We start from the raw sequence: 23,498 nt of genomic DNA on the forward strand, positions 1-23,498 counted from the left end.
ATTGTTAATTGATGATTGTTAATTGCTTTTGTATACTGCTTCTGTTTTGGAGTGGCTGCATGATATCAGGTGAACCCCAAACAATCAACAATAAGCAATCAGCAATTAATTAGGCACGTAATTCAGAATGCTCAGATTCTCCTCACGCAGCACATCGTTGGCGATGTCCAGCAGATCCTTAGCTTCTATGCTTTTGATCTTGTCGAAGATCTCGTTGAGCGACTCTGCCTTGTCCTGGTCCAGTATACTTTTGCCGAGCATCATCATCAGGCCCATGTTACTTTCCTCGGCCATGGCCAGCTGCCCCATCAGCTGCTCCTTGGCGGTGTGCAGCTGCAGCGAGCCCAGTTGCTTTTCACGAAGCTTCTTCAGTTCCTTCATCACCAGCGAGGTGGTGCGCTTCAGCTGCTTTTTCTCCGTGCCAAAGTAAATGCTCAACAGTCCGGTATCGACGTAAGTGGCGTAGTTGGAGTCGATGGTGTACACCAACCCGTGCTTTTCGCGCACGGCCAGGTTCAGGCGCGAGTTCATGCCCGGACCGCCCAGCAGGTTGTTCAGCATAAAGAACGGGATGCGGCGGTCGTCGTCCAGGGCGTAGGCAGGGCAGCCGATCACGCAGTGCGCCTGCGAGATCGGTTTCTCGATGGTGACGGCCTTGGGGGTATAGCTGGTAAAAGGCCCCCGCGCTCGATGCTTTTTTATACTTGGGATGCCGCTGAGGTACTTCTCGGCCAACCTCACCACCTTCTCGAAAGGCAGGTTGCTCACCGAACAAAACACCAGCGCATCGGTGCTCAGGTTGCGTTCGATAAAGCCTCTGAAGTCTTTTTTCTGGAAGCTCGACACACTCTCTTTGGTACCCAGGATGTTGTTGCCCAGCGGATGCCCGTCGAATACCACAGCGTCAAACTCATCCACGATAGCCTCCTCCGGCGTATCCAGATACATCGACATCTCCTCCAGGATCACCCCGCGCTCCTTCTCAATCTCCTTCTCCGGAAAAATGGAGTGGAAGGTAATGTCTGTAAGCAGCTCAAACGACTTCTCGAAGTGCTTGTCCAGCACGGAGCTGTAGAAGCATATCTTCTCCTTGGTGGTGTAAGCGTTCAGCTCGCCGCCCACTGTCTCCAGGCGGTTGAGGATGTGGAAGGACTTGCGTTTTTGGGTGCCTTTAAAGGCCATGTGCTCCCAGAAGTGGGCCAGGCCCTGCTCCTGCGGCAGCTCATCGCGGCTGCCGATGTCCATCACGAAGCCGCTGTGGGCTATCTTGGTGTGCAGCACCTGCTTGTGTACAACCCGTATTCCGTTCTCTAAAGTATGAATATGATAATCAGGCATTCCGTTCTAAAATTAGCCTGCAAAGGTACGGAAAAAGTACCGGATTTTCCGGGGGAATAGCGGATGTATTGCAGACGGGGAAAGTATGGCGGATGCTGCAGGGACAGGCCCAGCTATACCTGTCGAATAGCATTATGGCCTGAGGGCAGGAGAGGGAGTAGTTCTGCTGTTCCGGACTTCTTTGTCCGGAACTTCTCCTGCTGCGGACATCCTTGTCCGCGTTTCTGCAACGCCGGGTCCAACCACCCCTGCCCCCTCCTTAGCAAAGGCGTGGAGCTTTCACCCCACCCCAACCCTCCCCTAAGAACAGGGGAGGGAGATCTGTCGGTAATTCTAAAGAGATCTCTCCCAAAGGTCGAGATGACAGTAAGGGCGGGAGCTATCGAACCTGTTCCTATTCCTTGTTCAGTATACGATTATCATCCCCCTACCCCCTTCGAAGGGGGACTTGGTTCAAGCTCTGTTGGCGGAGGCTATCGAACGATTCCCAGTCCTTGGGTTGAGCGCCTATGCGAGTTTTTCCGGTGCTGAACGAAGTGAGGCATTGCGACGTCAGGAGCAAAGGAAAAGCTACCAGCGCGATGCCAAAGGACGAGCCTCCCGGGCTGGAGGGAGCCAAAGTATAAATGCAACTGTAGGCTTGTAAGTCTGGAGGATGAACAGAAGCTAGTAGGGATAGCTTGTGTCAAGCTGAAGGAAGCGGAAGCTATGGAAGTATAGCCCAAGTATGAAGTATGGCTCTATGAGCCAGTTGGGTTGCAAACCCAACGAATAGGAAAGCATGGGTTGCAAACCCGCGGCAGCGAAGGGTATAAAGTATAGCTTAGATAAAAAGTATAGCCCAAGAAGAAGTATGGCTTTTCAAGCCACTCGGATTACAGCCTCAACACCATCGTAGGACACAGGTCTGAAGACCTGCGCCAGAAGAGACTGGGAAGTATAAAGTATAGCAGCAGCCAACTTTACCGCTTCTTCTCCAGCCCACCCACATTAATCACAAAACCCACGGCAAATACCGAATAAGCCGCTGTAAGCGTATCGCGGTTTTTCAGGCCAATGGTGGTGCCGCTGGTGTACTGCAGCTGCACCGATGGGTTAAGCGTGAGGCGCGTGTAAAAGATCGGCTCCAGGAAAATATTGTCCTCCTCCTGGCCCGGCACGTTGTTTAAGGAATACTCGTGCATGTTGAGGTAGCTGGCGCGCAGGGCGGTGCCGTAGTTCAGCGGGAACTCCCGGTTGAGCAGCCGCAGCGATTTTTTGCGCTTGGAGGTAAAGTTTACCTGCACAAAGTATTTGCTGAAGTTGGCGTCGTGGCGCTCGTAGGTCATTTCGCCGGTTTCCTTGTCTTCCTCTTTCTCGGTGCGCTCGGAACTGCCGCCCCCAATGCCGCCATAGATCTCCAGGATGCGGTTGTTCTCAGGGCCGAACGTGGTAAAGTAACCACCGGCTGCCTCCAGCAGGTTGTGGCGCATGTCGCGTTTGCGGCGCTCGGTGCTCAGCATGGATCCGTTCAGCAGCACGGCAAAGTGATCTGACACGGCATAGGCGGTATTAAACGTGATGTTGCCTTTCGGGGTAACGTGGCCCCCGGCGCTCAGTTCGCCCTTTTGGGTAAACATCGGCACGTTAGGCACATTGGGCATGTAGGCAGAGGTGCCGCAACCGGCCAGCAGCAGGGGCAGGGCCAGCAATACTGTGAACTGTTTTATACTTTTAAGGAGGGAAAGCGCGGTAAAGGGTGTGTTCATAAAATTATATTCTGCACAGCAAAGTCTGCCAACTTAAAGAATGCACGGTGCATTCACAAGCAGGCAACGATAGATTTAGTGAAATATTCAGATTATTGAGTTAAAAGCGGCGGCAGGGTATTGCATTTTTAAGTAAGGCCGGTTTGGTGTAGTTTTGTCGGTAGCATGAATAAAATACTCATCATACAAACGGCTTTCCTGGGAGACGTGGTGCTGGCCACGGCGCTGGTGGAGAAGCTGCATACGTTTTACCCGGAGGCGCAACTTGATTTCCTGCTGCGTAAAGGCAACGAGGGACTGCTGAAGGATCACCCGCTGCTGCGCCAGGTGCTGGTCTGGAACAAGCAGGAAGGCAAGTATAAAAGCCTGATGCGACTGCTCTCGCATATCCGTGCCGAGAAGTATGATCTGGTCGTAAACGTGCAGCGCTTCGGCGCCACCGGCTTGCTGACCGCTTTATCTGGTGCCAGGGAAACGGTGGGATTTGAGAAGAACCCGTTCTCGCGCCTGTTCACCCGCCGCTACGTGCACGATGTGCGGTCGGGTACGCATGAGGTGGAGCGCAATAACATGCTCATCCAAAGTATAACCAACGCCATCCCGGCCAAGCCGAAGCTGTACCCGAGCCAGGTTGATTTTGCCAAGGTAGAGCAGCTGAAGCAGGAGCCGTTCATCTGCATGGCCCCCACCTCGGTGTGGTTTACGAAGCAGTACCCGCAGGAGCAGTGGGTGCAGCTCATCAACAGCCTCGACCCAAAGTATAAAGTATACCTGCTCGGTTCGCCTGCCGACAAGCAGCACTGCGAGGAGATCATCGGCCAAAGTATAAACCAGCGTGTGGAGAACCTCTGCGGACAGCTGAACCTGCTGCAGTCGGCGGCCCTGATGCGCGACGCGGTGCTGAACTACGTGAACGATTCCGGCCCGATGCACCTGGCCTCCGCCCTGAACGCGCCTACCTGCGCCATCTACTGCTCCACGGTGCCGCGCTTCGGCTTTGGGCCGCTGGCCGATTTTGCCGAGGTGGTGGAGCGGGAAGAGCCACTCTACTGCCGCCCCTGCGGCCTGCACGGCTACAAGGCCTGCCCGCAAGGCCATTTTAAGTGCGCCCGCGAGATCCGGAATGAGCAGCTGCTGGAGGTGTTGAGAGTTAGAGAGTTTAGGAGTTAGAGGGTTTGGGAGTGGGAATAATACAATGCTTTGCGTTTAAGTAGCCAGGACTCTCAGTATCAGAGCCCCCTCATTCGCTCATTCAAAACTCACCCCCGCCACACACTATACTTGCCCCACCTGCAGTTTTATACTATATTAGATGTATAAAGCACCCGCTAAACCCTACAAAATAAAACTACATGAAATACGAGCCAATCGGGCAGGAGCTGTTTATCAATCACCGCCACAACTTCGTCAAGCAGCTCAAGCCTTCGTCCATCGCCATATTTCACTCCAACGATGTAATGCCCACCAACGCCGACGGCACCATGCCCTTCCGGCAGAACAGCGACCTGTTTTACCTCTCAGGCGTGGACCAGGAGGAAAGTATACTTTTGCTCTTCCCCGATAGCAAGGACGAGCGCATGCAGGAGATCCTGTTCATCCGCGAAACCAACGACCATATCCTCACCTGGGAAGGATATAAGCTGACCAAGGAGCAGGCGCGGGAGACATCGGGTATCCCGACCGTTTACTGGACGCACCAGTTCGAGCAGGTGCTGCACACGCTTATCTACGAGGCCGAACACCTGTATCTGAACACCAACGAGCACCTGCGCGCCGTGGTGGAAGTAGAGACCCGCGACGCCCGCTTCATCAAAAAAGTAAAGGAGCAGTTCCCGCTGCACAAGTATGAACGCAGCGCCCCCATTATGCATCAGCTTCGGGCTATAAAGTCAGTACGGGAGGTGGAGTTGATACAGCAGGCCTGCAACATTACCGACAAAGCTTTCCGCAGGCTGCTGGGCTTTATTAAGCCGGGTGTGATGGAATATGAGATCGAGGCGGAGATATACCACGAGTTCCTGCGCAACCGCTCCAGAGGGCCAGCCTACGAGCCAATAATTGCCTCCGGCGAGAACGCCTGCATCCTGCACTACACCGACAACAGCCGCGAGTGCAATGACGGCGACCTGGTGCTGATGGACTTCGGGGCGGAGTACGCCAACTATGCCGCCGACCTGACGCGCACCGTGCCGGTAAACGGCAGGTTCACCAAAAGGCAGCGCGAGGTATACGAGGCGGTGCTGACGGTGATGAAAACCGCCATGCACATGCTGGTGCCCGGCAACACCCTGGACCAATACCACAAGTTTGTAGGCACCGTGATGGAGAACGAGCTGATTAAGCTCGGGCTGCTGAACGAGAGCGACGTGCGCAACCAGGACCCGGAGAGGCCACTGTATAAGAAGTACTTCATGCACGGCACCTCGCACCACCTGGGGCTGGACGTGCACGATGTGGCCAATAAGTTTCGCCCCTTTCAGGAGGGTATGGTGTTTACCTGCGAGCCCGGCATCTACATCCGGGAGGAGGGAATAGGCATACGCCTGGAGAACGATATCCTGGTTACGCACAACGGGCCAAAAGACCTCATGCAGCATATACCCTTGGAGGCAGAGGATATCGAGCGGCTGATGCGGGGTGGGGCTCAAGACTAAGACGTACGGATAGCTTAAGGGAGAAAAGTGGAAGCTGACGGCCTTTTTTGCTGTACTTACTCTATATTTTTGGCCCTTGAGTCAAAAAAAAATCAACTGTACAACCTTGCGGGTTGGTTTCAGTTTGAAGTATAGAAATGCGTACTGTCCAGTCCACGATGCCAGAAACCTGTGCAATTTAGATGGTGGTGTACAGTGGGTTATGTTCAACCCGGATAAATGAGAGCCTATGGGCGAACATTTACTTTTCCTGAAAAAGCATGTCAGACGGCTGCCTCAACTAGGGGCGGTGGGCAGAAATTTTTCTGCACAAAATAAACTCGTTTCGAAACATGCACGTATTGTCATATCAACATATACTTTGTAGAATCATGCAAACACATTTATCAAGATTTAAGAAACTTGCTTTCGCACTCGTGTTCCTGCTTATAGCAGGGCCGGATGTATTTGCGCAAAGCTCTGATCAAAAGACAAACCTGCAAATATACGGAAGCGCCTTACAGTATAAAGGCGATATCACAGGCGATGATGGCTTTAGCGACCTAGAATGGGGCGGAGGCCTATCGCTGAACCGTTACCTGAGCCCGTCTTTTGATGCAGGTCTGCACCTGACGTACGGCAGCACCGAGGAGGCTGGTGAAGGCTTGTATAATGGTGGTAAGTTTGATGCACAGATGGGTACCGCGATGCTGGGCCTGCGCCTTAAAATGTATGGTACCATCCTGAAAGAAGATGCCTTTATTGGTCCATACCTGCAGGTTGCGGGTGGTGGCGCCTGGGCTAAGACCGATGCCACTGCTCCGGCTGGCGGTCCTGCCGTTCATAACGACGATAAGTTCTTCACCATGGCTGGCAGAGCCGGTGCGGGTATCCGTTTCCGTTTCTCTGATGCCGTTAGTGCCTTTGTGGAGACAAACTACATGATCATCGGCCAGGATAAGATCGACGGCTATGATGTGGGCGATAACGATCAGTTCCTGATGCACAACGTAGGCCTTGGCTTTAACCTTGGTAAGGCCAAAGACACTGACGGCGACGGCGTGCCAGACAGACGCGACGACTGCCCTGACACCCCAACTGGTGTGCAGGTAGACAAGAACGGTTGCCCTATTGACACAGACGGTGACGGTGTACCGGATTACCAGGATGAGTGCCCAAGTGAGGCTGGCGTGGCTAACCTGAATGGTTGCCCTGACCGCGACGGTGACGGCATTGCAGACAAAAACGACCAGTGCCCTGATGAGGCCGGTACTGCCGCTACAAACGGTTGCCCAGACTCTGACAACGACGGCGTTGCCGACGCACAGGATAAGTGCCCTGACACTCCTGCCGGCGTACAGGTTGGCCCAGATGGCTGCCCGGTAGATTCTGACGGTGACGGTGTTCCGGATAACGAGGACGCTTGCCCTAACTCAGCAGGTACTGCTGAAACCAAAGGCTGCCCTGAGCTGGATGAGGCTACTAAGAAACTGATCGAAGAGAAAGTACGCTTCGAGTTCGACAGAGCCAGAGTGCAGGATAGCTACAAGCAGCTGCTCGATAGCATCACCATGGCCCTGCAGAAATACCCAGACCATGTGCTGCTGATCAAAGGCCATGCGGACCATATCGGTTCTGAGGAGTATAACCAGGCGCTGTCTGAGCGCAGAGCCGAGGCTGTGAAGGAGTATCTGATCCAGCAAGGTGTACAGAATCCGGACCGACTGGTAACCAAAGGCTACGGCGAAACACAGCCACTCGTTAAAGTGAACGAGCGTCTGTCTAAGCGCAGAACGGAGAAAGAGCGTGCCAGAAACAGAAGGGTAGGCTTCGAGATGAACACGCCAGACATGCAATTAGACCTGGAGTAAGACAACTGATAAATAACGCAAAAAGCGCCGCAGACGAAAGCCTGCGGCGCTTTTTGCGTTAATTCTAAAGAGATCCCCACCCAAAGGTTGAGATGACAAATAGCAGCGGCTATAGAAATGATACCCAGTCCTTGGGTTAAGCGCCTATGCGAGTTTTTCCGGTGCCGAACGATAGTGAGGCAGCCCAAGGTACGAGGGCAGGAAAAGCTCCCAGCGCGATGCCCGAGGACGAGCCCTCTCGGGCTTGAAAGAGCCAAAGTATGAAATGAAACTATGGGTTTGTGGGAACTAGAGGATCAGCGGTAGCTAGAAAGTATAGCTTGTGTCTAGTGGAAGGAAGCAGCGGCACATTGAAGGCATAAGCGGACGCTTGCGCCAGCAAAGTATAAAGTATAGCAGCAAGTATAAAAGTATGGCTTATGCGGATTTGGAAATCCGCATAAGCTTTGGTTCCGGACAAGGATGTCCGGAACAGCGGGAAGTATAAAGTATAGCCAAAGTTAAAATCCTGCTCAACCCTTCATCCTCAAAATCCTGATTCAGACAAGTATAAAAGTATAGCCGAAGCAAGTATGGCTTTTCAAGCCAGTCGGGTCGAAAAGCCAACATCATAGTAGGACACGAGTTGCAAACTCGCGCCAGCGGGGGAAGGCTTATACTTCTGAAACAGTTATAGAGTTAAAGTATAAACCCCGCCCTTATGTGAGAGCGGGGTTTATACTTTAAGCATGTCTATACTTCACATTACCCTTTCTGAGCAAGCAAGTACAGCACGGCCATGCGTACGGCCACGCCGTTCTCCACCTGGTTAAGTATGATGGAGTGGTGCGAGTCGGCGGCATCGGAGCTGAGTTCTACGCCGCGGTTTATCGGGCCCGGGTGCATCAGCACGATCTCCTTGTTGAGGCTGTCGAGCAGCTTTTTGTCGATACCGTAGTATAAAGTATACTCGCGCAGCGAGGGGAAGTACTTCATCTGCTGGCGCTCCAGCTGTATGCGCAGCACGTTGGCCACGTCGCACCACTCCAGCGCCTTGCGCACGTTGGTCTCCACCTTCACGCCCAGCTGTTGGATATACTTTGGCAGCAGCGTGATCGGGCCGCATACCATCACCTCGGCGCCCTGCATCTGCAGCGCAAAAATGTTGGAGAGCGCTACCCGCGAGTGCAGGATGTCGCCGATGATCACCACCTTCTTGCCGGCCACCTCGCCTAAGCGCTCCCGGATGGAGAAAGAATCCAGCAAAGCCTGGGTGGGGTGCTCGTGGGTGCCGTCGCCGGCGTTCACGATGTTGGCCGGGATGTGCTTGCTCAAAAAGTGCGGTGCCCCGGGGCTGGAGTGGCGCATCACGATCATGTCCACCTTCATGGCCAGGATGTTGTTCACCGTATCGAGCAGGGTTTCGCCTTTCTTTACGGAGCTGCCGCTGCTGCTGAAGTTGATCACGTCGGCAGAGAGGCGCTTTTCGGCCAGCTCAAAAGAGAGACGCGTGCGCGTGGAGTTCTCGAAAAATACGTTGGCGATGGTGATGTCGCGCAGCGAGGGCACTTTCTTAATGGGCCTGTTCAGTACATCCTTAAAATTATCGGCAGTCTCAAAAATGAGCTGGATGTCTTGTGGGGTGATGTCTTTGATACCTAACAGGTGCCGGACGCTGAGCTCTTGCATGTATGAGTAAGTGTTTATTCGTCGGTTTTGGTAATTAGCCAGATGGCGTCTTCTTCGGCCTGCTGCCCCTTCCACTCCACCAGCACCCGCTGGCTCAGCAGCGAGTTCACCTTGCGGCCCACGTACGTTGGCTGAATGGGCAGGTGGCGCGTGTAGAGGCGATCTATAAGCACCAGCAGCTCCACGCTGGCCGGGCGGCCGTAGGCAATCATCGCGTCCAGAGCGGCGCGCACCGAGCGGCCGGTGTAGAGCACGTCATCCACCAAAATCACGTTTTTGCCCTCCACCAAAAAATCAATCTTGGTGGCGTTGGCCGTGATGGGCGTGTCGCGTCGGCGGAAGTCGTCGCGGTGAAAGGTGGTGTCCAGAAGGCCGATAGGAACTTGCTTGCCAAGTATACTGCTTAGGGTGCTCTGGATGCGCTGCGCCACATACTTGCCGCGCGGCTGCAGGCCCAGGATCACAGAATCAGAAAAGTCGCCATGGTTCTCAATGAGCTGGTGGCACAGGCGCATCACCATGATATCGAGCAGTTGGTGGTTTACGATGAGTCTTTTCTGCATAGCCGGGATAATTGAATGCAAATATAGAAAGGATTGGGGGAGTTGGAAAGGTAGAGAGTTAAAGAGTAAAAAAAGTTAGAGAGTTGGGGAGTTAAAGCGTTAGGGCGTTAGAAAGTTAAAACGTGATCTTATTGATGGAGAATGCCTGCCGGGTGCCCTTTCCCTTCGTTTTGATGTGCTGGAATCCGAAGGCCGCCATGCTATTGCCGTACCAGCGGATCAGGCCGGGGTACTCGACCAACTGTATCTTCTCGTTTTCATCAAAGGGCAGCAGCTCCAGTTCTGTCTTTTCCTCGTTGTAGCGGTTGTCGTCCATCAGCTGGTACACGATCCTGGTGTCTTCGGGGTAAGCCATCACCACGCGCCCGTCGGCCAGCTGCTGCACCTCCACCACGTGCCGCAGGAAATAGGTGGTGATACCTGTTAAAGGCATGGCGTTGTCCCAGAGCAGCTGGCCTTTTTTATCGAAGCCCAGGGCTACGGCGTGGCTGCGTTTAAACCCATCCTCTAACTTGTAAGGCCTGAGGCTGCTCGGAGTCATACTTAGGATACTGTTGCGCTCGCTGCCGTGCTGTGGGTAGTATGCCTCTGCTGCCAGTATGTAGCCGTAGGGGGTTTCGATGAGGTCGTGGAGGAGCAGGCGGTAGTTCAGGCCTGAGCCACGGCCGGACCTCAGGCGCTGTTCCTGGCGGCGGCGGGCGCGCTCCTCGCGGCGGGGCTTCATGTACTTGAGGAAATTGTTAAGCTCGAGGATGCTGTAAAAGTTGCCCTCCACCACCTGTGAAGCCATCAGGGTGGCAAAGAAGCCCTGGGAGTAGCGCAGGTCGCGGGTGCCGTAGGTGCCGATGAGCAGTTTTCGGGTCGTGTCGCCGGGGGTCACCTCGGCGTTCAGCAGGCTCTTATCCTCCTTCTGAAGTATGAAGTAGCTCTTGAGCAGCTTCCCATTGGCGTCAAAGCTCTTTACCTGCAGTCTTGAGATGCGCCCGTTCGACTCCGAGATCACCACATCCAGCTGGTTTTGCCCGTGGTCGGCCAGCATGTCCGTGAACGAAGACTCATCGCCATAAAGAGAAGGCAAGGGCGTTATCTCGGCGGTTTTAGGGTTCAGGTGCAGCAGGAGTGACTTGCCGTCTTTGCGGTTGCGCCCGATGAGAAAGAAGTTGTCCTGAAGCACCCTGTACTCATAGATCTGATCCAGTTGCTCAATCTCAAACTTTTTATGCCAGATATCACCGGTGTTATGGCTCAGGCGCACAAAGTTATAATCGCGCAGGTTATCCCCACCATATACCAGGTACGTATGCGGGCCAACCGTATAAGAGCGGATGTAGTCGTTGTCGGGGGCGAGGGCGGCGGTATCGGTCCATACCTCCTGCAGCTGGCTGTTATACTTGGTGAAGTGGAAGGAGGCCTCGGTTTCCCAAAGGTTGCTGGTTTTGTGGTACACCAGCAGGCTGCTGTCGGGTAGGGCGATCACCTCCACGTCCACGTCCTCGGCCTTGAGCGGCAGCTCCAGCCGCACGGGCTGTGTGGGCAGCTCCTGCGCCAGCAGGGGCACAAGTATAAACGAGAACAGCAGGGCGAGCAGGTGGCGGATGTGTGGCATAGCGTACAAGGGGTTAATACTATCCGGTGAGGGAAAAGTATAAAAATAGCAGCTATTTCATTTTACTGTAAATAGCTGCTATTCGTTGTTCTATGCCTTGGTTTTTGCGGCTTAGTTGCCCAGTGCCAGCAGCACGTCGAACTCCTCGGCCTTTAGCGGCATAACCGAGAGGCGCGACTGGCGCAGCAACGCGATGTCCTGCAGGCGCTCGTCTTTTTTGATCTGCTCCAGAGTAACGGGGTCCTTAAAGTCGCGGAAGGGTACCAGGTCTACCACCACCCACTTGCCTTTGTCGTCTTTGGCAGTTGGGTCCGGGTAAGCGGCTTTATCCACTTTGGCAATGCCCACGATGGCCTTCTCGGAAACGCTGTGGTAGAACAGCACGAGATCACCGGGTTGCATTTGCTGCATGTTGTTACGGGCCTGGTAATTGCGAACGCCGTCCCACATGGTGCGCCCCTCTTGCACAAACTTTGCCCAGGAATAGGTTTCAGGTTCTGATTTTACTAACCAGTGTTGCATTGGTGTAAGGGTGAAAAGAGTTAGAAAGTTAGAGAGTTAGAAAGTTTGGGAGTTAGAGAGCCGCCTTGCATCTTTATAAACCGAGTGTTAACGGAAAGCAGCAGCAGAAAAGCTCTGATCAGCCCTCTGGTGTTGTTAGACAGTTTCTCAAACGATTTCATCTTTGGCTAGAAGTATGACGTATGGGTGGAGTTAATTCTTCTTGATCGTGACCTTTTGCTTCCGGCGCTGGTAGCGGATAAGGTCATCGGCGAGCAGCGCCAGCAGCACTCCGCTGATCATGCCTCCCCAGAAAGCGTCCAGCATGTCGGCAAGTATAAGTATAAAAACAAGGACCTGTAAGCCGGCCTTCAGCTGAAATTTACGTTCCGGGCTCAGGTCGGAGTAAGTTTTTAGGAGCCCGGCAATTTTTGAGCTGTAGCCTGCTGAGCGCCTGAAAAATCGCTGCACCTCCATCTCGAACTGCACCAGCAGCAGGCCCAGCACCACCCCCCCGAAAAAACTGATGAAAAGATCGGCTACCGCGAGCACCATGAACAGCAGCAACAGCAGCATGGCCGTCCTGGTTCGGGTCGATTTGGATAGCTTCTCGTAGTTGAGCATGGGCTTTTTTGTTATGGTGTTCTTTTAAAATATGAAGTTGCCAGAATCACCAGGGCAACAAAAGCTGCGAGCAGAAATAAGGGCAGGGATTTCTTTAGTCTCCTTTCTATGGCTAAGAGTATACTTGCGGGTTAACGAAGGAGTTATATTTATGCAAGTATAATTTATACTTATAAAGTATAGTTAACGTTCAGGATTTATTCTATGCGCTTCACTTTTAATAAGTCATTGCTCAAAGAAACGATCTGGATGCGGTATTCGGTGGGCGGGGTGCTTCCCTCGGCCATGCGTACCTGTACCAGGTCTTTCTGCAGCTGCTCCCACTCGCCCTCCTCTTCCTGCAGGCCATCGGTAGGGGCTATCTCGAAGCGTTTGAATACCCCTCCCGGCTCTATGCTGAAACCGGTGCGGCCCCGCGACGGCGGAAAGTCATAGGTGTTGGGCCGGTACACCCATAGCCCCTCTTCGTCTTCCTCAAAAGAGTGCAGCCATACTTTCCCGGCCAGCTGCGCAGCCACTTTATCGTTTTTCTTGCACGTTACCGCCATAAATAGCAGGCAAAGCAGGCAAAGCACAGACGTATATCTCATAAGTATAAATCAGGTTTATATGCTAAGGTAGGGAATTATGGCGGTATATGTAAGTATAAACATACAACTATTCTGCCCCTTGGTTGCTAACGGCAAGGGCTGATGATTATTACGAAAGAAAGTATGCAGCGGGCAAGGCGGGCGTCGGAAAGGACCAAGGTTCGGGCGCTTTTCCTATCTTTGTAACACACCGACAAGACGCAGGCTTTGGAAAACAAGAAGATCATAAAACAGTTTAAGCTGGCAGCCGAGCTCATGGAGCTCCACGACGAGAATCCGTTCAAGATTCGCTCCTACACCAACGCGGTGGGGGCGCTGGAACTGGTGGAGGAACCGCTGGAAACGCTGGCGCAGGCGCAGCTAGAAAGTATACAGGGCGTTGGCAAGGGCATCGCGGCCAAGATTGTGGAGATAAACGAGAAAGGCACCTTTGCCGAGCTCGACCAGATGCTGCAGGTAACGCCGCCGGGCGTGGTGGAGATGCTGCGCATCAAAGGCATCGGCCCGAAGAAAGTGCGTAACCTCTGGAAAGAGCTGGGTGCCGAAACGGTGGAGGAGCTGCTGGAGGCCTGCGAACTGGACAAGGTGAGCAAGCTAAAAGGCTTCGGCGCTAAAACGCAGGAGAACATCAAGCAGGCGCTGCTCTTTACCCAGCAGAATCGGGGCAAATTATTGTACGCCGAGGCCGAGCTAGTGGCCGAGCAGCTATTGCAAAGTATAAAAAATGCCGTGCCGGAGGCGCAGGTAGAGCTGGCAGGAGAAATGCGCCGCCGCATGGAGATCATCACCGTGCTGCAGTTTATACTTGCCACTGATGCCCCGGCGCAGGCACATGAGGCACTGCAAGGTATAACGGAGCTGCAGGAAGACCAGAAAAACTCCGGCCCCTTTGCCTGGCGCGGTGCACTGGCCGAAAGCGGCATGCCGGTGGAGGTGAAGCTGGTGCCGGAAGAGCGTTTTGCCAATGAACTGCTGCTGACTTCTTCGAGCGTGGAGCACCTGGCGCAGCTGTTTACGGGCAGCACCAACCTGCTGACAGTGGTGCGCGAGCAGGGCTATGCCTCGGAAGCGGATATTTATAAATCGGCAGGTATGGCTTACGTAGCGCCGGAATTGCGCGAAGGCACGAACGAGCTGGAACTGGCGCTGCAAAACAAGCTGCCCCAGCTGCTGGAGCTCTCCGACCTCAAGGGCATCCTGCACAACCACAGCACTTACTCCGATGGCGCCCATACCCTGGAGCAGATGGCCACCTACTGCCGCGACATGGGCTACGAGTACCTGGGCATTTCGGACCACAGCAAGACAGCCGCTTACGCCGGTGGCCTGCGCGAGGGCGATGTGCTGCGCCAGCAAAAGGAGATCGACGAGCTGAACAAGAAACTGGCCCCGTTCAGGATCTTCAAAGGTATTGAGTCGGATATCCTGGGCGACGGCTCGCTGGACTACGACGCGGACATCCTCAAGACGTTTGACTTTATCGTGGCCAGCATCCACAGCACCCTGAACATGGATGAGCAACGGGCTACGGCGCGTTTGATCACAGCCATCGAAAACCCTTATACCACCATGCTGGGCCACCCCACCGGCCGCCTGCTGCTGCGCCGTGAAGGCTACCCGATCAACCACAAAATGGTGATCGACGCCTGCGCGGCCAACAACGTGATCATCGAGATAAACTCCAACCCGTGGCGCTTAGATCTAGACTGGCGCTACGTGCAGTATGCGCTGGAACGCGGCGTGATGCTAAGTATAAATCCCGACGCCCACCACACCAGCGGCTACGACGACATGAAGTATGGCGTGCTGGTTGGCCGGAAAGGTGGCCTGACGAAAGAGATGACCTTCAACGCCAAGCCATTGGAGGAAGTGGAAAAGCATTTCAGGGAGCGGAAGGAGAAGATAAAGTAGGTAAAGGTCAACCTACTTCAAGCTTTCAGCCTGCGAAAGAATTGCTGTAGTCTATAAAACCCGTAAGCTGAAAGCTTACCTCAAGTATAGCCACAAGTTGAAAACTTGCGGCAGCGTTTGCTTAAAGTATAACATGCCAAAAATCCTCATACTACGTTTTTCCTCCATTGGCGATATCGTGCTCACCACGCCTGTTATCCGCTGCATCAAGCAGCAGGTGCCGGGGGCGGAGGTGCATTATGTCACCAAAAAAGCCTTCCAAAGTATACTTGCTAACAACCCGTACGTGGACAAAGTGCATGTGCTGGGCGAGAAGTTGGGCGACCTGGTGCAGGAGCTGAAAGCCGAGAACTTCGACTATGTGGTAGATTTGCACAACAATCTGCGCACGCGCATTATCAAAACAAGACTAGGCAAGCCAAACCGCAGCTTCAACAAGCTTAACTACGAGAAGTGGCTGATGGTGAACTTCAAACTAAACCGCCTACCTGACGTGCACATTGTGCAACGCTATTTAGATGCTGCCGCTGCGCTGGGTGTGAAAGACGACGGCGGTGGCCTGGACTACTTTATACCTGCCCCGGATGAGGTGGATGTCCATACCTTGCCGGAAGGATTTCAGAACGGCTACGTAGCCTTTGCCATTGGGGCGCAGCACTACACCAAGCGCCTGCCCACGGAGCGTATCATAGAGCTGTGCGACCGCCTGCAGCAGCCGGTTATACTTTTGGGAGGTAAGGAGGATGCCGCCACCGGCGAAGAAATCGCTGCGCACTTCCACAATCGATCAACGAACAACAAGCAACGGACAACGATCTTCAACGCCTGCGGCAAGTATAACCTGAACGGCTCGGCCTCGTTGGTGAGGCAAGCGGAGAAAGTGGTAAGCCACGATACAGGCCTGATGCACATTGCGGCAGCTTTCCGGAAAGAGATTATCAGTGTGTGGGGCAATACCATTCCGGAGTTTGGCATGTACCCCTTCCGGACCAGGTATAAAGTGCTGGAAGTGCACGGCCTCAGTTGTCGCCCTTGCTCCAAAATCGGCTACAGCAAGTGCCCCAAAGGCCATTTTAAATGCATGCGGGATATATCGTTTGAGGATCTGAAAATCAGTTAAAGAGAAAATAAGACTATGCCTAAATATAACTTAACCTGGCAGGGAACGGATGTGCAATTGCTGGAGGCGCTGCTTCTGGCATCCGGTGAAGAAAGTGGTGCGCCGCTGCCTGAAGTTCTGCTCATGGCCGACGCCCTGGACGGTACCGTGCTCTCACAGAAAGAAGTGGAGCAGGGGCTGGAGAAACTGATGTCGGTGGGCTACGTGGCGATACAGAAGAACAAGCTGCTGCTAACTCCCGCCTTTCTGCATGACTATGAAAGTATAGACGGTACTGAGGATGAGCAGCAGGCGCTGGTGCAGTTGCTGCAAACCAAAGAGCTCAAGGCCGAGAACTTCGACGAGCCCAAAATCCTGATCAAGAAGTATAAACTCAAAAATCAGTACCAGGCTTACCTGGAGCAGTTCGGAGGGGAAGAGTAGGAGATTTGAAAATGCTTCTTAAAGCAAAAGCCGCTGAAGTATACATCCAGCGGCTTTTGCTTTATTTGATTCGGAGCATCTTCATATCTCCAAACCTTCTCATTTCCAAATCTTAAGAAATCTTCTCAAACCCTAAGTAGGAGTGCAACACCTTTGGCATATTAATGCCATCCGGTGTCTGGTTATTCTCCAGTATGGCGGCTACAATGCGTGGCAGGGCCAGAGCGCTACCGTTTAAGGTGTGCAGCAGCTGTGTTTTGCCCGATTCCGTTTTGTAGCGCAGCTTCAGGCGGTTGGCCTGGTAAGTCTCAAAGTTTGAGGCGGAACTTACCTCCAGCCAGCGGCCCTGGGCGGCAGAGTATACTTCCATGTCGTAGGTGAGGGCAGAAGTGAAGCCCATGTCGCCGCCGCACAGGCGCAGCACGCGGTAAGGCAGCTCCAGTTTCTGCAACAGTCCCTGTATGTAGCTGCTCATCTCCTCCAGCGCCTCATACGATTTCTCTGGCAACGTTACCTGCACAATCTCCACCTTGTCGAACTGGTGCAAACGGTTCAGGCCACGCACATCGGCTCCCCACGAGCCGGCCTCGCGGCGGAAGCATGGTGTATGGCCCGTGTTTTTGATGGGCAGTTGCTCTACCGGAACAATTTCATCGCGGTACATGTTCGTAATAGGAACCTCCGCTGTAGGGATCAGGTACAGGTTGTCTGCCGTGGCATGATACATCTGGCCGTCCTTGTCGGGCAACTGGCCTGTGCCGTAGCCAGACGCCTCGTTTACCACAATCGGTGGCTGCACCTCCATGTAACCGGCCTTCATGGCCTCATCCAGGAAAAAGTTGATAAGCGCGCGCTGCAAGCGTGCTCCCTGCTTCTTGTAGAACGGAAAACCAGCCCCGGAAACTTTATTACCCAACTCAAAGTCAATGATATCGTACTTCTGAATTAGTTCCCAGTGCGGCTGCGCGCCTTCGTGCAACTTAGGTATCTGGCCATGCTCCAGCACTACCTCGTTGTCTTCGGCACTTTTGCCAAACGGCACGCTCTCGTGCGGCAGGTTCGGCAGCTTGTACAGGGCTTTCTGGATTTCCTCCTCTATAGAGGAGAGTTGCTCAGCTAAGGATTTTGTCTGCAGCTTCAGTCCGGAGGTTTCGGCTTTGGCGGCCTCGGCCTTTTCGCGTTCCCCGTTCTTCATCAGCAGGCCAATCTCCTTTGAGAGGGAGTTGGCGCGGCTCTGAAGTGTATCGTGCTCGTTCTGGATCTGACGTCGCTGCTGGTCGAGCTCCAGCAAAGCGGCAACTTCCTGGTCCGCGTTTTTGTAGTTTTTCTTGTTCAGGCCTGCAATTACGTGCTCGGTCTGCTCTCTTAAAACTGTTAGCTGTAGCATAATTAAGTATAATGTATAAACACAAAAATAGAGCTTTTTAACTATTTAGCGGCTTTTACGAAATCTTTTAAACAAAAATTGAAACTTTTTATCTAAAACAACCGGTAATATTTGTTAATTAAGAGGCATTGCAATAACATTGCGGTACATTTGAAGAAGGCCATAGTTCCCGTGCCTCTCTGACTCTTTCGCAACCTATTCTTTTTCCTGAAATAAACGAAAATCTCTCGCTTTGTTCGCTCACCGCGATACCTGGCAAGTTAAGTTAACTACCATACCATTATTTATGTATAAAATTGAAGAATTGAAAGATAGGCTTCTTTCAGAGCTCAAAGAGATTGCTGAGCACTTAGGTGTTAAGAACTTTAAGAAGCTCAGCAAACAAGACCTCATTTACAAGATACTCGATCAGCAAGCCGTTTCCCCTTCAGAAACCATCTCAAAAAAATACAATCCTGTAAAACAAGCCGAATCTGCTGGTAGTGAAGAGTCTGCTGATGTTGCAGTTGCTGTAGAAGTGGAAGAGGCTCCTGCCAGGCCTGAAAAACGTCCCCGCATGCAAGCCGCTGCCAGAAGCGAAGAGAGAACCCCGGTTGCTGTGCCAGCCGAGGCTCCTGCCAAAGACCACGGCGCCCAGGGGCAGCGCGAGCGCGTTCGCCGCGACAATAACAGAGATGAGAACCGCACCGACGCCCGCGACACCCGCACGGAGGCGCGTGAAAACCGCACCGAAACCCGTGAGAACCGGTCTGAGGCGCGTGATAACCGCGGCAACGATAACAGGGGAGAAAGAGAGAGCCGCAACGATAATCGTGGAAACGATAACCGCGGCAATGATAATCGTGGTAACGACAACAGGGATAACCGTGGCGACAACCGCAGCAGCGACCGTAGCGATAACACGCGCCGTAGCAGTCAGCAGAATGCCGCCAACACCAATAACTTTAAAGAGTTTGATGGTATCATCCTGAACGAGGGTGTGCTGGAACTGATGCAGGATGGCTACGGCTTCCTGCGCTCTACCCACTACAACTACCTGGCCTCCCCGGATGATATTTACGTTTCTCCTTCGCAGATCAAATTATTTGGTCTCAAAACGGGTGACACCGTGAAAGGTCAGATCCGTCCGCCGAAAGAAGGGGAGAAGTACTTCGCCCTGCTGAAAGTGGAGACCGTGAACGGACGTACCACCGAGGAGATCCGCGACCGTATCCCGTTCCAGCACCTGACGCCACTCTTCCCGGAGGAGCGCCTGAAACTGACAACCCGCCCAAGCCAGCTATCCACCCGTATCCTGGACTTGTTTGCCCCTATCGGTAAAGGCCAGCGTGGTATGATCGTGGCACAGCCGAAAACAGGTAAAACCGTGCTGTTGAAGGAAATTGCCAACGCTATTTCGGAAAACCACCCGGAAGTATACCTGATGATCCTGCTGATCGACGAGCGCCCTGAGGAGGTAACTGACATGGCCCGCAGCGTAAAGGCAGAGGTGATTGCCTCTACCTTTGACGAGCAGGCCGAGCGCCACGTCAAAGTATCGAGCATTGTTCTCGACAAGGCCAAGCGCATGGTAGAGTGCGGCCACGACGTGGTGATCCTGCTGGACTCCATCACGCGTCTGGCACGTGCCTATAACACGGTGGTTCCTTCTTCCGGTAAGATCTTATCAGGTGGTGTGGATGCCAACGCACTGCACAAGCCGAAGCGCTTCTTCGGCGCTGCCCGTAACGTAGAGAACGGCGGCTCGCTTACCATTATCGCCACAGCCCTGATCGATACAGGTTCTAAGATGGATGAGGTAATCTTTGAGGAATTCAAGGGTACCGGTAACATGGAACTGCAGCTGGACCGCAAACTGGCCAACCGCAGAGTGTACCCGGCCATCGACGTTCCGGCTTCCGGTACGCGCCGCGAGGACCTGCTCATGGACCGCGACGAACTGAACCGTATCTGGATCCTGCGCAAGTTCATGTCCGACATGAATTCGATCGAAGCCATGGAGTTCCTGAAAGAAAGAATGAAGGGCACCAAGAGCAACGAAGAGTTCCTGATCTCGATGAACGGATAAAGAGAGGAGTTAGCTTAACATACACTGACAGCCTGCCAGACTTCGTGTTTGGCAGGCTGTTTTGTTTTGGTCATACTTCAGTATGCTATTTCTGGCGCAAGCGTCCGCTTGTGCCTTTACTTAATTTATGGTGCAAGTCTTAAGACTTGTATCCTACCATGGCGTCGGGTCTGTGACTCGACTGGCTTCAAAAGCCATACTTTATACTTACTGCTATACTTTATACTTGCCAGCTTATACTTTCCTAGCCGCTGCTTCCTGTTTTTGACACAAGCTATACTTTCTAGCGTCCGTTCATCCTCTAGACTTACAAGCCTACTGTTTCATTTCTGGCTTTGGCTCCCTCTAGCCCGGGAGGGCTCGTCTTCCCGCATCGCGCTGTGTTCCCTCCTGCCTCCGCTGCGCTACGGCTGCTCAACAAGTTGAGCACCGGATCTCACAAGGCGCTCAACCCAAAGACTGGGATCATATTCGATAGCCGCTGCCTTCTGCAACTGTCCCCTTGAGGGGACTACAGGGGTGTAATCGTTACCAGAACTCCCTCTCCTGTTCTTAGGAGAGGGCTGGGGTGAGGTTAAATTCCCCTCTCGGGAGGGGCTAGGGGTGGGTTTATACCTGTAGGGACAGGTCGCGACCTGTCCGTGCGAGAACAGCAACTATGAAACTTATACTTTAGCTAAAGCAATTTCAGGCTCCCTTAGACAAGTCTCAGATCCCGGACTTGTTTTGGGGGAGGGGCAGGGGGGGAGCCCCGGTACTATCGCCAGACACTCGCAGGAGCTGCGCACGCTGCGAGGTCTTTAGACTAGATAAAGAGAATAGATAATTCTTCCTCCCTGCCTACCACCAAAAACTATAATCCGGCCTTGCCAGCAGGTAAAAAGTATAAGTGGCGACAAAACCGAAGAGGATGTGCGCAAAAATGAGGGAGGTGAGGTAGCTGCGGAGCGTGATGAGCGGCGGGCGCGGGTGCATCATGAAAAAGAAATACCATATTACCATCGCAACCAGCCCGTGCGCCAACCCGAATAACAGTCCCCAGGAGGCTGTGGGCACACCTACGCCCGAATTCCAGAGCGCCAGGTAAGTCACGGCAAAGAAAATTCCCGCGGCATAGTGTGCAATTGTGCCCGCTACTTTCGTGCCGGTGAGCTCTGAAAGGCTGCCATCGGGGTGGGTGCGGTTCAGCAACATAGTGCCCAGGATGCGCACCACCTTCATCACGCGGTGCGTGGCAAACGAGAGCAGGTACAGAAAGGCAGTCATGGCGGCGGTGCCGGCTATGCCCGCCACTACGGCGTCTAAGAACTTCATGGGCGTTGTGCTTTGTAGTTATTCGCTACTACGGAACCAGGTTTAAGTCGGCCATGTCCGGGCTAGTAACATCAACACAAAAGCTCCACTAAGGCACAAAGAAGAGAGCTTGTTCATCTGCATGGTATTCTCAAAGTTAACCTCGCTGCGGTCGTGCTGCGCGCGCAATACCCATCCGCCAAAAAAGTATAAAACAGGCGCGGTGCAGAGCAGGAAGATGAAAATGTTGCCTACCTGCCCCGTGCTGAAGTATAACCATAGCAGCAGCGCCGTACCCGCCAGCAAACTGACAGCGGCAAACAGATAGGTTCCGTTGATACCCAACAGCAGGCTGAGGGTGCGGTCGCCGCGGCGGCTGTCCTCCTCGTGCTGGTAGATCTGGGTAAGGGGGTAGGAGCCGCATAGGAAGAGCGTGCTTACCAGCGCAAACCAAACATTTGGCGGCTGCAGCACTTGCTGTAGCTGCAGCCCTGTGCCTATCTGCACCATCCCGTACGTAAACGCCCCTTGAAAAAACGTGACTACAACTGTGCTCAGGATCGGGTACTTCTTCAGGCGGATGCCCTCGTAACTATAGGCTTTGGAGATGAGCAGGTACAGCGCCACCAAACTGGCGAACAGCGGTGAGAGCAGCAAACTGAAAAGTATGGCCAGCACATCAAAGAGCAGGACCAGGTGCATGAGTTGCCGGTTGGGTTTGGGAGGTCTTTTTAGGCCGCCTATACTTCCCTCGTCGCGGTCGTAGTAAGAGTTATAGCCGTTGCTGGCGGGGTATACCAGCACGTGCAGCACCAGGAACACCGCCACCGCCCGCCATACCTCCACATGGGGCAGCGTGCTCAGCGCAAACCAGAAGATCGGCATCAGGTATACCGAAAACGGGATGCGCATCAGCGTCAGGGCAGTGCTATACTTGCTGTTCAATTGCGAGGTTCGTTTATCGTTGTTTGTTGTCCGCAGTGCACACTCCAGTAGTCACTCATTCAAAATTCCTCCGGATACCCGATCAGGTATATCACGTCTTTTCCCGGGCCGGCACCGGTGCGGCCGGAGCGCCAGGTATAGTTTGTTGTTTGTACTTCTGATGCCATGCGCTGCAGCTGCTCCGGCGTATAGATGCGTAGCAGCGACACTGTTCCGTCCCAGATAATCCCCAATGGTATAAGTGGTAGGATATACGTGAAAAAGAGCCTGCTGAGCCGGAACGGCCGGATGAAGGGCGTTACCAGAAGTATAACCAACGGGAAGAACAACCACAGTAGCAGCAGCTCCAGCCAGCTTTTCCTGGCCCCCTCAAAAATGCCGATGGCGGCGCGCTTGTCGGCGGCGTCCTGAAGGATAGCTTTGGCCAGGTGCGGCGGAAAATGGTGGAAGGAGGAGAAGATGGTGCGCACACCTTTTATACTTTGGGGCACAGCCGTGGCATCTACGGGCTCAGGTATAAAACTGATGGCGCCGTCTGCGCTCTCCTGCAGGTATCGGTACGCGTCGAGGTTAGGGTAAAGGTCGGAGAGCGTGACGCGGACGGTGTTGCCCATGCGTTGGCTCAGCTGCTCCCGGATGGCGGCTATACCGCCCCCTGCCCCGGAGCAAAGGTCTGTGATGTGGCGCTGGTGGGTGCGCTCCAGCAGTTCCTGCAGCAGCGGCAGCGCGGCTTCGTAGGCATTCAGCCGCGTAATCATAAAGCGCAGGAAGTCGAGCATGCCCTGCCGGATAACGTGCGGGAACCAGCGCTGGTCTTCGAGCTCGAAAAGTTGGAGGCGGATGTTCAAGGGCTGTTTTTTGCTGAGTTACTCCTGAGCAGCATCAAAGGTTTTCCATGCGCCTAAAAGTATGGGCGCAAGTATGATGTCTTATACTATCCTATAACTTTTCAGGAAAGGGTAACAAAGACTGTAAGGTAATAGAAGCATGCAGAGACTGTCCCCTTGAGGGGACCACAGGGGGGTAAAACTACGGAGGGGGCTGCTTGTCTGCGCAAAAACGGGTGAATCTGCAGGTGTAAACACCCCTATAGTCCCCTCAAGAGGACTGTCTACTATACCTGAAGGCACCCTGTTGCCTAAGGAACAGCCTAATCTGTGAAAGTTATGACACAGGCGCAAGTATAAAAGCAGCCGGGCTATACTTGCG

Annotated in this window: 19 protein-coding genes; 7 read left to right on the forward strand and 12 right to left on the reverse strand. The window is 53.6% G+C overall.

Translation table 11 applies throughout. From position 1 onward, the window contains the following. Positions 1–105 precede the first annotated feature (105 nt). A complete protein-coding gene (locus OH144_RS20845; RefSeq protein ID WP_266204180.1) occupies positions 106–1,338 on the reverse strand; it encodes a M16 family metallopeptidase in 1,233 nt (410 codons plus the stop codon). A gap of 962 nt (positions 1,339–2,300) precedes the next feature. After that, positions 2,301–3,086 (reverse strand): hypothetical protein, encoded by a 786-nt coding sequence (locus OH144_RS20850; protein ID WP_266204181.1) that lies wholly within the window; start codon positions 3,084–3,086, stop codon positions 2,301–2,303. A 165-nt stretch (positions 3,087–3,251) separates the two neighbouring features. Here OH144_RS20850 and OH144_RS20855 point away from each other — a divergent pair, with 165 nt between their 5' ends. From OH144_RS20855 to OH144_RS21550, 3 genes are all read left to right on the forward strand, one after another. Beyond that, complete coding sequence (locus OH144_RS20855) at positions 3,252–4,256, forward strand: glycosyltransferase family 9 protein (RefSeq protein ID WP_266204182.1); 1,005 nt, start codon at positions 3,252–3,254, stop codon at positions 4,254–4,256. 182 nt (positions 4,257–4,438) lie between these two features. Then, positions 4,439–5,740 (forward strand): aminopeptidase P N-terminal domain-containing protein, encoded by a 1,302-nt coding sequence (locus OH144_RS20860; protein WP_266204183.1) that lies wholly within the window; start codon positions 4,439–4,441, stop codon positions 5,738–5,740. Positions 5,741–6,111: 371 nt separating this feature from the next. After that, on the forward strand, positions 6,112–7,590 hold the full coding sequence (locus OH144_RS21550) for an OmpA family protein (protein ID WP_323134755.1): 1,479 nt from the start codon (positions 6,112–6,114) through the stop codon (positions 7,588–7,590). A gap of 744 nt (positions 7,591–8,334) precedes the next feature. Here the strand turns inward: OH144_RS21550 and OH144_RS20880 are convergent. The 6 genes from OH144_RS20880 to OH144_RS20905 all read right to left on the reverse strand — a co-directional run bounded on the left by OH144_RS20880 (position 8,335) and on the right by OH144_RS20905 (position 13,142). Beyond that, the gene (locus tag OH144_RS20880; RefSeq protein ID WP_266204184.1) at positions 8,335–9,258 is read right to left on the reverse strand and encodes an aspartate carbamoyltransferase catalytic subunit; all 924 of its coding nucleotides are present in this window, start codon (positions 9,256–9,258) and stop codon (positions 8,335–8,337) included. Between the two features lie 14 nt (positions 9,259–9,272). After that, positions 9,273–9,821 carry a bifunctional pyr operon transcriptional regulator/uracil phosphoribosyltransferase PyrR gene (gene pyrR, locus OH144_RS20885; protein WP_266204185.1) on the reverse strand — a complete coding sequence of 183 codons (549 nt, stop codon included), beginning with the start codon at positions 9,819–9,821 and terminating at the stop codon, positions 9,273–9,275. Positions 9,822–9,936: 115 nt separating this feature from the next. After that, positions 9,937–11,427, reverse strand: a complete 1,491-nt coding sequence (locus OH144_RS20890; protein WP_266204186.1) for a hypothetical protein — start codon at positions 11,425–11,427, stop codon at positions 9,937–9,939. A gap of 111 nt (positions 11,428–11,538) precedes the next feature. After that, positions 11,539–11,949, reverse strand: a complete 411-nt coding sequence (locus OH144_RS20895; RefSeq protein ID WP_266204187.1) for an EVE domain-containing protein — start codon at positions 11,947–11,949, stop codon at positions 11,539–11,541. A gap of 192 nt (positions 11,950–12,141) precedes the next feature. After that, the gene (locus OH144_RS20900) at positions 12,142–12,552 is read right to left on the reverse strand and encodes a hypothetical protein (protein WP_266204188.1); all 411 of its coding nucleotides are present in this window, start codon (positions 12,550–12,552) and stop codon (positions 12,142–12,144) included. A gap of 197 nt (positions 12,553–12,749) precedes the next feature. After that, the gene (locus OH144_RS20905; protein ID WP_266204189.1) at positions 12,750–13,142 is read right to left on the reverse strand and encodes a hypothetical protein; all 393 of its coding nucleotides are present in this window, start codon (positions 13,140–13,142) and stop codon (positions 12,750–12,752) included. 207 nt (positions 13,143–13,349) lie between these two features. Between OH144_RS20905 and polX the strand changes: the two genes are divergently transcribed. The 3 genes from polX to OH144_RS20920 all read left to right on the forward strand — a co-directional run bounded on the left by polX (position 13,350) and on the right by OH144_RS20920 (position 16,596). Further along, on the forward strand, positions 13,350–15,053 hold the full coding sequence (polX, locus tag OH144_RS20910) for a DNA polymerase/3'-5' exonuclease PolX (RefSeq protein WP_266204190.1): 1,704 nt from the start codon (positions 13,350–13,352) through the stop codon (positions 15,051–15,053). A gap of 133 nt (positions 15,054–15,186) precedes the next feature. After that, positions 15,187–16,173 (forward strand): glycosyltransferase family 9 protein, encoded by a 987-nt coding sequence (locus OH144_RS20915; RefSeq protein WP_266204191.1) that lies wholly within the window; start codon positions 15,187–15,189, stop codon positions 16,171–16,173. Between the two features lie 15 nt (positions 16,174–16,188). Next, positions 16,189–16,596 (forward strand): hypothetical protein, encoded by a 408-nt coding sequence (locus OH144_RS20920; protein ID WP_266204192.1) that lies wholly within the window; start codon positions 16,189–16,191, stop codon positions 16,594–16,596. A gap of 112 nt (positions 16,597–16,708) precedes the next feature. Here the strand turns inward: OH144_RS20920 and serS are convergent, their stop codons facing one another. Next, positions 16,709–17,983, reverse strand: coding sequence for a serine--tRNA ligase (gene serS / locus OH144_RS20925; protein ID WP_266204193.1), 1,275 nt, complete (start codon positions 17,981–17,983; stop codon positions 16,709–16,711). A gap of 286 nt (positions 17,984–18,269) precedes the next feature. Between serS and rho the strand changes: the two genes are divergently transcribed. Next, a complete protein-coding gene (rho, locus tag OH144_RS20930; protein ID WP_266204194.1) occupies positions 18,270–20,051 on the forward strand; it encodes a transcription termination factor Rho in 1,782 nt (593 codons plus the stop codon). A gap of 840 nt (positions 20,052–20,891) precedes the next feature. Here the strand turns inward: rho and OH144_RS20935 are convergent. From OH144_RS20935 to OH144_RS20945, 3 genes are read right to left on the reverse strand one after another with little or no spacing between them, the layout of a single operon-like run. Next, entirely contained in the window at positions 20,892–21,365 is a 474-nt protein-coding gene (locus OH144_RS20935; protein ID WP_266204195.1) for a hypothetical protein, read from the reverse strand. A gap of 42 nt (positions 21,366–21,407) precedes the next feature. Next, complete coding sequence (locus OH144_RS20940; RefSeq protein WP_266204196.1) at positions 21,408–22,289, reverse strand: UbiA family prenyltransferase; 882 nt, start codon at positions 22,287–22,289, stop codon at positions 21,408–21,410. A gap of 59 nt (positions 22,290–22,348) precedes the next feature. Next, on the reverse strand, positions 22,349–23,137 hold the full coding sequence (locus OH144_RS20945) for a class I SAM-dependent methyltransferase (protein WP_266204197.1): 789 nt from the start codon (positions 23,135–23,137) through the stop codon (positions 22,349–22,351). Positions 23,138–23,498 lie beyond the last annotated feature (361 nt).

It is taken from the genome of Pontibacter kalidii, from assembly GCF_026278245.1.
Taxonomy (GTDB): Bacteria; Bacteroidota; Bacteroidia; order Cytophagales; family Hymenobacteraceae; genus Pontibacter; species Pontibacter kalidii.